The sequence below is a fragment of the Halomonas sp. BM-2019 genome, from assembly GCF_017584085.1.
Genome location: NZ_CP071922.1, coordinates 1,831,197 through 1,839,023 on the forward strand (window position 1 = coordinate 1,831,197; position 7,827 = coordinate 1,839,023).

A 7,827-nucleotide genomic window follows, 5' to 3' on the forward strand; every position below is an offset into this window, starting at 1 on the left:
CGGCCCGCTGTCTGTCGGACGGCACGTGAGGGGTCAGCGCGTGGCGGGTTCCGCCTCGCGGCCGTCGTCCTGCTCCACCACCATGTCGTCCTCGACGTGGATCGGCTCCTCCTCCTCGGCATCACGCACGCTGCGCGCGCGGTGCTCGATCAGGAAGTAGAGGATCAGGCCGATGCCCAGGCCCCAGGCGGCGCCGTGGGTGGCCAGCACCACGCCCATGATGCCCGCCACGCCCATGGCGGTGGCGTTCTTGATCTGCTCCACCGCCACCGCGATGCACAGGTAGCCGGTGATCAGCAGGGTGATGGAGAGCGCGATCGGCAGCACCGGACGGAAGAAGGTCACCAGCGGCAGCAGGAAGAGCGCGAAGAAGCCGACGATCCAGAACACCCCGGTCCCCGAATAGATGGTCTCCATGGCCTTGCGGCCGTAGCGATAGCGCTCGGTCACGGTCGCCATGCCGCCGGTGAAGAGCGGGCCGGCCAGGCCCGGGTACGGCGCCAGCAGGGCGTGCATCAGGTTGCGCAGGCCGGTGATCAGGTGCACCCGGTCGACGTCGACCTCGATCTTCTCGTCGGGCCGCAGGTGGTCGACGCGCTTGATCAGCGTCTGGCCGACGATGATGTCGCCGAAGGCGATGATGTAGGCGATGATCGCGGTGGGGATCGCCGCCACCATCAGGTGGATACCGGGCGCCCCGATGGAGAAGGGCAGGTAGGCCCAGATGCCGGCAAAGTCCGGCATGGCAATGCCCCACTCCACCTTGGGCATCGGATATTCGCCCACGCCCCAGCCGATGGCCATGGTGATCAGCATGCCCGGCACCATGCCGTAGGCGACGATGTTGCGCGCCCAGCGATACTTCTCGGCGAGGTCCCGGAAGGAGAGCGAGAACAGCACGTAGAGGGTGATCAGGCCGCCGATGCCCAGCGAGATCGGGGTGTTGTAGAGCCGGCCGCCCTCGACGATCTCGCCGCTGATGGCGGCGATGCCGGCGCCCAGCAGGATGCCCGCCTTGATCGACGCCGGCACGTTGTTGACCAGCTTGGTGCCGAGCCGCGTGACGGCCATGAACAGGAAGATCGCCGTGACCATCAGCTGCAGCGCGATCATCGCCCTGAGGGCATCGGGGCCCGGCTCATACTGACCGATGAACAGCAGCACCACCGGGATGGCGGGGGTGATCCAGCCGGCGATGAAGGGGATACCGAGCAGCGGCGGCAGGATGAAGCCGATGCCGCAGACCACCACGAAGGCCAGGCCCACCTCGTAGGGCACGCCGAGGTACTGCTCCAGCAGCGGAATCATCCCCAGCGAGATGACGAACATCACCATGGCCTGGATGGTTTCGGGAATGGCCCAGGGGAAATGGATGAAGGGCAGGCGAACCTTGAAGGGTCCCAGCGGCCAGTAGGGTTGTTCCTGGCCATACTCTCGTTTCAGCAACACGGCGATACCTCAGCGGTTCTGGTTGTTCACGGGCGATCCTCTCGTCTGTTGTTGTTGTTGGCTGAAGCGTTTTTACTCGGGCCGCGCCGAGCGGAACATTCGACCTTGTGACGAGTGGCCCTGACCGCGAAGGGCTCGGAGTGTCGACAATCCAGGCGCAGATTCCAGAAAACCAACCAAACTCCCGCGATCTGGGCGGGAATTGTCGCAAAGGTTGTCGACACTGAGGGCGCGAAAATCGGACGTTTACGTGAACGTAAACTTTGGTCCAATAGGCCGCCCCGCCCTGCCGGCCGATGGGCCTAGCGGGCCAGCAGCCGCTCGATGGCGGCGAGGTCGAGGTGCCGCTCCAGGGCGTCCGCCAAACGATCCAGCTCGGCCTCTCGATGGGCGGCCAGGTCCACCGCCGCGGCGGTCTCGGCCAGGCCGCAGCGGGCCAGCAGCGCCGCGCAGGCCTCGGCGGTATCGAAGAGCCCATGCAGGTAGGTGCCCATCACCTGGCCGTCTTCGCTGACCGCCCCGTCGGCGCGCCCCTCCGGCTCGCAGAAGGGGTGCGCCAGTGCCGCTCCTTCGCTCACCCCGTGATGGATCTCGTAGCCGGCCATCGGCACCTCTTCCGGTAGCAAGCGCCCACTCACATTGCGCAGCTGCTTGACCGCCCCCATGCGGGTCTCGAACTCCAGCAGCCCCAGGCCCGGCGTCGAGCCGGCCGGTCCCTCGTGGCCCTCGGGGTCGTGGATCCAGTCCCCCAACATCTGGAAGCCGCCGCAGATGCCGAGCACCTGGCCGCCGTAGCGCAGATGGCGCCGGATGGCGGCCTCCCAGCCCTGGTCGCGCAGCCAGGCGAGATCGGCCCGGGTGCTCTTGCTGCCGGGCAGGATGATCAGGTCGGCGGGCGGGATGGGGCGGTTCGGGCCCACGAAGGTGAGCTCGACCCGCGGATGCAGCCGCAGGGGGTCGAAGTCGTTGTGGTTGCTGATCCGTGGCAGCGCCGGCACCGCCACCCGAAGCGCCGGCTCGCCCGACCGGCGGCCGGTGAGGCCCAGGCTGTCCTCGGCGTCCAGCAGCAGGCCCTGCAGGTAAGGCAGGGTGCCCAGCACCGGCTTGCCGGTGTGGCCCTCCAGCCAGTCGAGCCCCGGCTGCAACAGCGCCATGTCGCCGCGGAAGCGATTGATGATGAAACCCCGGGTGCGTGAGCGTTCGCTCTCGCTGAGCAGCGCGAGCGTCCCCACCAGTTGGGCGAAGACCCCGCCGCGATCGATGTCCCCCACCAGCAGCACCGGGCAGTCCACCGCCTCGGCGAAGCCCATGTTGGCGATGTCGTTGGCGCGCAGATTGATCTCGGCGGGACTGCCCGCCCCCTCGGCGATGATCACGTCATAACGACTCGACAGCGCCTCCCAGGCCGCCAGCATCGAGGCCTTCGCCTCGCGCTTGTAGGCGTGATAGTCCAGGGCGTCCATATGGCCATGCACCCGGCCGCGCAGGATCACCTGGGCACCGCGGTCGCTCTCCGGCTTGAGCAGCACCGGGTTCATATCGCTGTGCGCGTCCACGCCGGCCGCCAGCGCCTGCAAGGCCGTGGAGCGGCCGATCTCGCCGCCGTCCACCGTCACCGCGCTGTTGAGCGCCATGTTCTGGGGCTTGAAGGGCGCCACCGAGAGCCCGCGCCGCGCCAGCACCCGGCACAGCCCCGCCACCACCGTGCTCTTGCCCGCATCCGAGGTGGTGCCCTGGATCATCAGTGTCGCCATGCTAGTCGCCGTCCCTCCCCCAGTATCAGGATGATTGTCGTGCCACGAAAGGGCACTACGGTACCACTTGCCACTCCCCCAACGGAGGCCCCGATGAAGATCGGCCTGGTAACTTATCTCACGAGGAAATAGGAGTACGTCCCCGATTACTTCCGATTACTTTCCCCAATTACTCTGTTCGAGACGCCCAGGGCGTCATGCCTTGGGTCGTTTTTTCGTCGGCACCCATTCTGGCATCTCGCGTTTCTTGACTGCTCCCCTCCCTGAAGGGAAGGGATTCCCAATTCACCGAGAACTGGACAGGGAGACGTGCCCCATGCCGCTTACATTCTCTCCAAGGGCTAACACCGCCAGCCCGGCGGCTTTAATGTTGATCGCGGCGTTGACGTCGCGATCGTGCTCGACTGCGCACTCGGGGCACGTCCAGGCGCGAACCTGCAGCGGCAGCGCGTCCACGACGTGGCCACAGCCGGAACAGCGCTTGCTGGAGGGATACCACTGGTCAATCGCCGACAGTTGTCGGCCTGCCCAGGCAGCTTTGTACTCCAGCTGGCGGACGAACGCGCCCCAGCCGGCATCGCTGATCGACTTGGCTAGCGAGGGGTTGCGCAGCATGTTCTTCACCTTGAGGGACTCGACGCAGATCACTTGGTTCTCGTTGACGATCTGGCGGGACAGCTTGTGCAAGCGGTCCATCCGGCAATCGGAGATCTTGGCGTGAACGCGGGCCACTTTCTGTCGGGCCTTGGCGCGATTCTTGGAGCCGAGCGTTTTCTTGCTCAACGCCCGCTGCGCCTTGGCCAGTTTGGCTGCGTAGTTAGCCGTATGGCGGGGATTGCCGATTCGATGCCCGTCGCTGGTGACGAACAGGTCTTTCAGGCCGAGATCGATGCCCACCATTTTCGGGGTAACGGGCAGCGTCTCGGGCTCGAACTCGCAAAGACAGCTGACGAAGTAGCGGCCTGCCGAGTCCTTGGAAACGGTGACGGTTGTCGGTTCGCTGGGCAGCTCCCGACTCCAGCGGATCGCCAGCGGTTCTTTGCACTTGGCCAGGAACAACTGACCGTCGCGGTACTTGAAGGCCGAGCGGGTGAACTCCGCCGACTGGCGGTGCCGCTTGCTCTTGAATGCCGGGTACTTGGTCCGGCCCTCGAAGAAGTTCTTGAACGCGGTCTGCTGGTGGCGAAGACACTGCTGAAGCGGGACCGAACTGACCTCGTTGAGGAAGACCACTTCCGGAGTCTTCTTCAGCGCCGTCAGGTAGGCGTTCGCCGCCACGTAGCCGACCTTTTCCTTGCGCTCGTAGAAGGCATCGGTGCGGTACCGCAGCACCGAGTTGTAGACGAAGCGCACACAGCCGAACGTCCGAGCCAGGAGCTGTTCCTGTTCGGGCGTCGGATAGAAGCGATATTTGTAGGCGCGTTTCGTCATGCCTCACAGAATATCACCAATACTGTAAGGGTAGCAACCACTGAAACGGAGGAGCGGGAACAGGCAGCCTAGCGGCTGCGCGCTATCCCTCCCCGCACTAGAAGTACGGGGTATCCCGCGCAAAATCTGATGATAGCCAAGCCCCTCGGCCATCTCCCCGATTCGGTTCAGCAGGACGGTTTTGCCGACGCCACGGAGGCCCAAGAGCATTTGGCTCTTCTCCGGCCGTCCGGCCAGGACCCGATGAAGGGCGATTTCGGCAGCACGCACTATCCCGTCGCGGCCGGCAAGGGCCGGCGGCGGTGCACCTGCGCCAGGCGCAAACGGGTTATTCAGCGGGTCCAAGGTGCCCTCTCCTGCCTTGGTTTGAAACAGCTTAGGCGATCTTACCAATCTATTGGAGAGCCTTCAGGTGAACATGTAGCCAGCTTACCCCAACTTATCAAACTATCGCCGCCTCCGAGTGATCGGCCCCTCACAGTCGGAGGATCGCGCAAGGCAGGGGGGGGGGAACGGCCGATCTCGCCGCCATCCCCCGTCACCGCGCTGTTCAGCGCCCTGTTCTGCGGCGTGAACGGCGCCACCGACACCCCGCGCCGCGCCAACACCCGGCACAGCCCCGCCACCACCGTGCTCTTGCCCGCATCCGAGGTGGTGCCCTGGATCATCAGTGTCGCCATGCTTGTCGCCGTCCCTCGCTGTGGGTGGATTGCCTGTGCCGCGAAAGGGCACTACGGTACCACTTGCCACTCCCCCAACGGAGGCCCCGATGAAAATCGAACCAGCAGCCTATCTCGCGCGCCAGGCCGCCAGGGTCCGGGCATTGCGGGAAGGCCTGTCCCGAGGCGAGCGGGCCGCCCTGGAGGGACGGACCTGCCGCCAGTCCGAGGCGAAAGAGAGACTGGGCAAGTGGACCAAAATGAGAGAGGGACGGTGCACAAGGAGGTGAGCGCATGAAATTCGGCAGGACGACACCGATACTGAGGATCTTCGACGAGACCAAGGCGAAGGAATTCTATGTTGATTTCCTGGGGTTCGAGATCGACTGGGAGCACCGCTTCGAGCCCGATCTTCCCCTCTATCTCCAGGTGTCCAGAGCGGGGTGCCTCCTCCATCTGTCCGAGCATCATGGGGACTGCAGCCCTGGCGCGGCGGTGCGGATCGAAGCCAGCGACCTCGAAGCCTTCCACGCCGAGCTGACATCGAAGCACTACCGATACGCGCGACCGGGCATCGACGACACCCCGTGGGGCACCAGGGATATGTCGGTGACAGATCCGTTCGGTAACAGGCTGACGTTTACCACCGCCATCAGCACTTAACAAGGAGAGCCTGTGGACATGGAGCAGCTGAGGAACGCACTGTATCAAACTTACATGGACTATTACGTCCAAGGCTTCAAGAACAATGACGTCACACTGATAGACAAGATCGTCAGGTACCCACTGGCATACATCAAGGACGGCAGCGTTACCTTTGTGATGAATATCCTATAGACCCAAAGAAGCTGAAAGAAGAAAAGCAATGGGACCATTCTACGGACTGGAAATTCGAGATCACCGCGGTTAGCGAGCATGATGCACACGCCGTTGCCTCGGCCATCCCTCGACGGAAGGATGGCTCAATCATTGAAAAGGTACATGGCTTTTATGCCTTCACGCTTACCAGCGATGGCTGGAAGATGTACGCATTGGCAGACACCACGTTCTGAATGCGGGATATGAAAGGAAGCTGCCTCTGTGGTGCCGTGACGTATGAGGTCGATCGGCTCGATATGCCGATCGGACACTGCCGCACCTGCACCTGCCGCATGACAGCTTCGCCTCCAGGGTTTCGAGCCCTGAGCGGACGCGACTCGGAAATAGGGGGACGTCCCCGCTTACCGGCTCCTTGCTGGCCGGGGGGAGGGACGCGGCGAGTCTAGGGGCAGGCCGCCAGTCAGGACCGAGGCCGATGGTGTCAGCGTCGGCGGTATCGCCCCGGCGACAGTCTCAGGGCGCCCTTGCGAAGTCTACGCCACGCACCACCAAACAGCCTGGCAAACAGATCGGCCCGCAATCGGGCATTGCGCTGCTCCAGTGCCCGAATTTTAGGATTCGGATTGTGGAAGGCCATCGTCTCCTCCGCTGTCGCGAGCACACCGGAAGCGTAGCATAATAGGGGCACCGCGCATGCTTTTCATGGTTGCCCGAAATCAGAAATCGGCCAGAAGCAGCCATTCAGAATATCCTCATATACCACTAATGGTAACCGACGCCAGAGCGTAGCAGAGGGAACCAAAAGCGCCACGCTTTTGGCGTCCGGTTGACCGCCTGGTTATTTGGCCTTCTTATGGGAAAATTTATAGCGTGTTACGAAAACTAGGAACAAACCAACGATGAATAGTATCGCCCCGGGGGCCGCGTCGGTGATCGTAGATTCTGCACCAACGATTCTCGCAGTCCAACTTGTGGAGCCTGCAATCCCATTTAGAAATAAGGCTAGCCCGCCCAAAATACAAACCAACCCCAACACTTGCCCGATTATGGCGTATATCAGCTCATATTTCGCAAGAGTCAGCTGAGTACTACTGTCAGTATCTGGATCAACGTGGGTCTGGTTAACCACAAAGCTTCGCCGTCCTTTTTTCTCATCCTCGCGCATGTAATCACCTTACCAATTAGCTGTCGGGTCCCGTGTGATTAACCACCAAGTGCACGAGCCGGCGCACGTCGTCATGCACTTCTCGCTGCGCCAGGTGTGAATGTAAGCGTTGGTACTCCGAATGAATACTTGCCATGCAGCCCCCTCTTCACAGAAAGACGCTTCCGGCACGTCCATGACGGTGTTGATTGGCCTCCCGCTCGGGTTTTACTTCCATTCGCCTTTATGGCTTATGGAAGTTCTCGGCGAAATAGTCGATTGTCTGCTCCGCCTGGGTTCCCTGGCGGAAGCGCTTCTGTTCCTCGAAATCGATCGAAGGCAGCATGTGGATCAACTGATCGTCTGCATAGAGGGCCATGACCTGCTGCGCATCCAGCGTCCCGGCGCGTTGTCCAGTGGGAGTGTTCGCCGCCTCGATGGCCGCGCCGATCATTACGTCCGCCAGTTGCACCGCGGGACTGGCCTTGGAGTCAACCTGTGTTAAGTACCTATGCAAAAGTAATCGCATATTCCTTGCCGCCGTAGCTTGACAGGATCCGTTCCACCTCGC

4 protein-coding genes and 2 pseudogenes are annotated in these 7,827 nt (G+C 62.7%); 1 reads left to right on the plus strand and 5 read right to left on the minus strand.

The features are described 5' to 3' along the window. Nucleotides 1–33: 33 nt before the first annotated feature. The 4 genes and pseudogenes from J5F18_RS09240 to J5F18_RS09255 form a co-directional block, all read right to left on the minus strand. Nucleotides 34–1,449: a xanthine/uracil/vitamin C permease gene (locus J5F18_RS09240; protein ID WP_346301951.1), complete on the minus strand. Its 1,416-nt coding sequence runs from the start codon at nucleotides 1,447–1,449 to the stop codon at nucleotides 34–36. A gap of 302 nt (nucleotides 1,450–1,751) precedes the next feature. Then, nucleotides 1,752–3,203: a cobyric acid synthase gene (locus tag J5F18_RS09245; RefSeq protein WP_346301952.1), complete on the minus strand. Its 1,452-nt coding sequence runs from the start codon at nucleotides 3,201–3,203 to the stop codon at nucleotides 1,752–1,754. Nucleotides 3,204–3,488: 285 nt separating this feature from the next. Next, nucleotides 3,489–4,634: an RNA-guided endonuclease TnpB family protein gene (locus tag J5F18_RS09250; protein WP_346301953.1), complete on the minus strand. Its 1,146-nt coding sequence runs from the start codon at nucleotides 4,632–4,634 to the stop codon at nucleotides 3,489–3,491. A gap of 509 nt (nucleotides 4,635–5,143) precedes the next feature. Further along, nucleotides 5,144–5,314 (minus strand): annotated as a pseudogene (locus J5F18_RS09255) (cobyric acid synthase CobQ); the annotation flags it as partial. A 273-nt stretch (nucleotides 5,315–5,587) separates the two neighbouring features. Here J5F18_RS09255 and J5F18_RS09260 point away from each other — a divergent pair. Beyond that, nucleotides 5,588–5,956 (plus strand): glyoxalase superfamily protein, encoded by a 369-nt coding sequence (locus J5F18_RS09260; RefSeq protein ID WP_346301954.1) that lies wholly within the window; start codon nucleotides 5,588–5,590, stop codon nucleotides 5,954–5,956. Between the two features lie 1,544 nt (nucleotides 5,957–7,500). Here the strand turns inward: J5F18_RS09260 and J5F18_RS09265 are convergent. After that, nucleotides 7,501–7,827, minus strand: a pseudogene (locus J5F18_RS09265) (hypothetical protein); the annotation flags it as partial.

What these genes read in the sequence shown, in the direction of transcription:
- J5F18_RS09250 (WP_346301953.1), bottom strand. Translation starts at nt 4,634, where the DNA reads ATGACGAAACGCGCCTACAAATATCGCTTCTATCCGACGCCCGAACAG.
- J5F18_RS09260 (WP_346301954.1), top strand. Translation starts at nt 5,588, where the DNA reads ATGAAATTCGGCAGGACGACACCGATACTGAGGATCTTCGACGAGACC.
- J5F18_RS09245 (WP_346301952.1), bottom strand. Translation starts at nt 3,203, where the DNA reads ATGGCGACACTGATGATCCAGGGCACCACCTCGGATGCGGGCAAGAGC.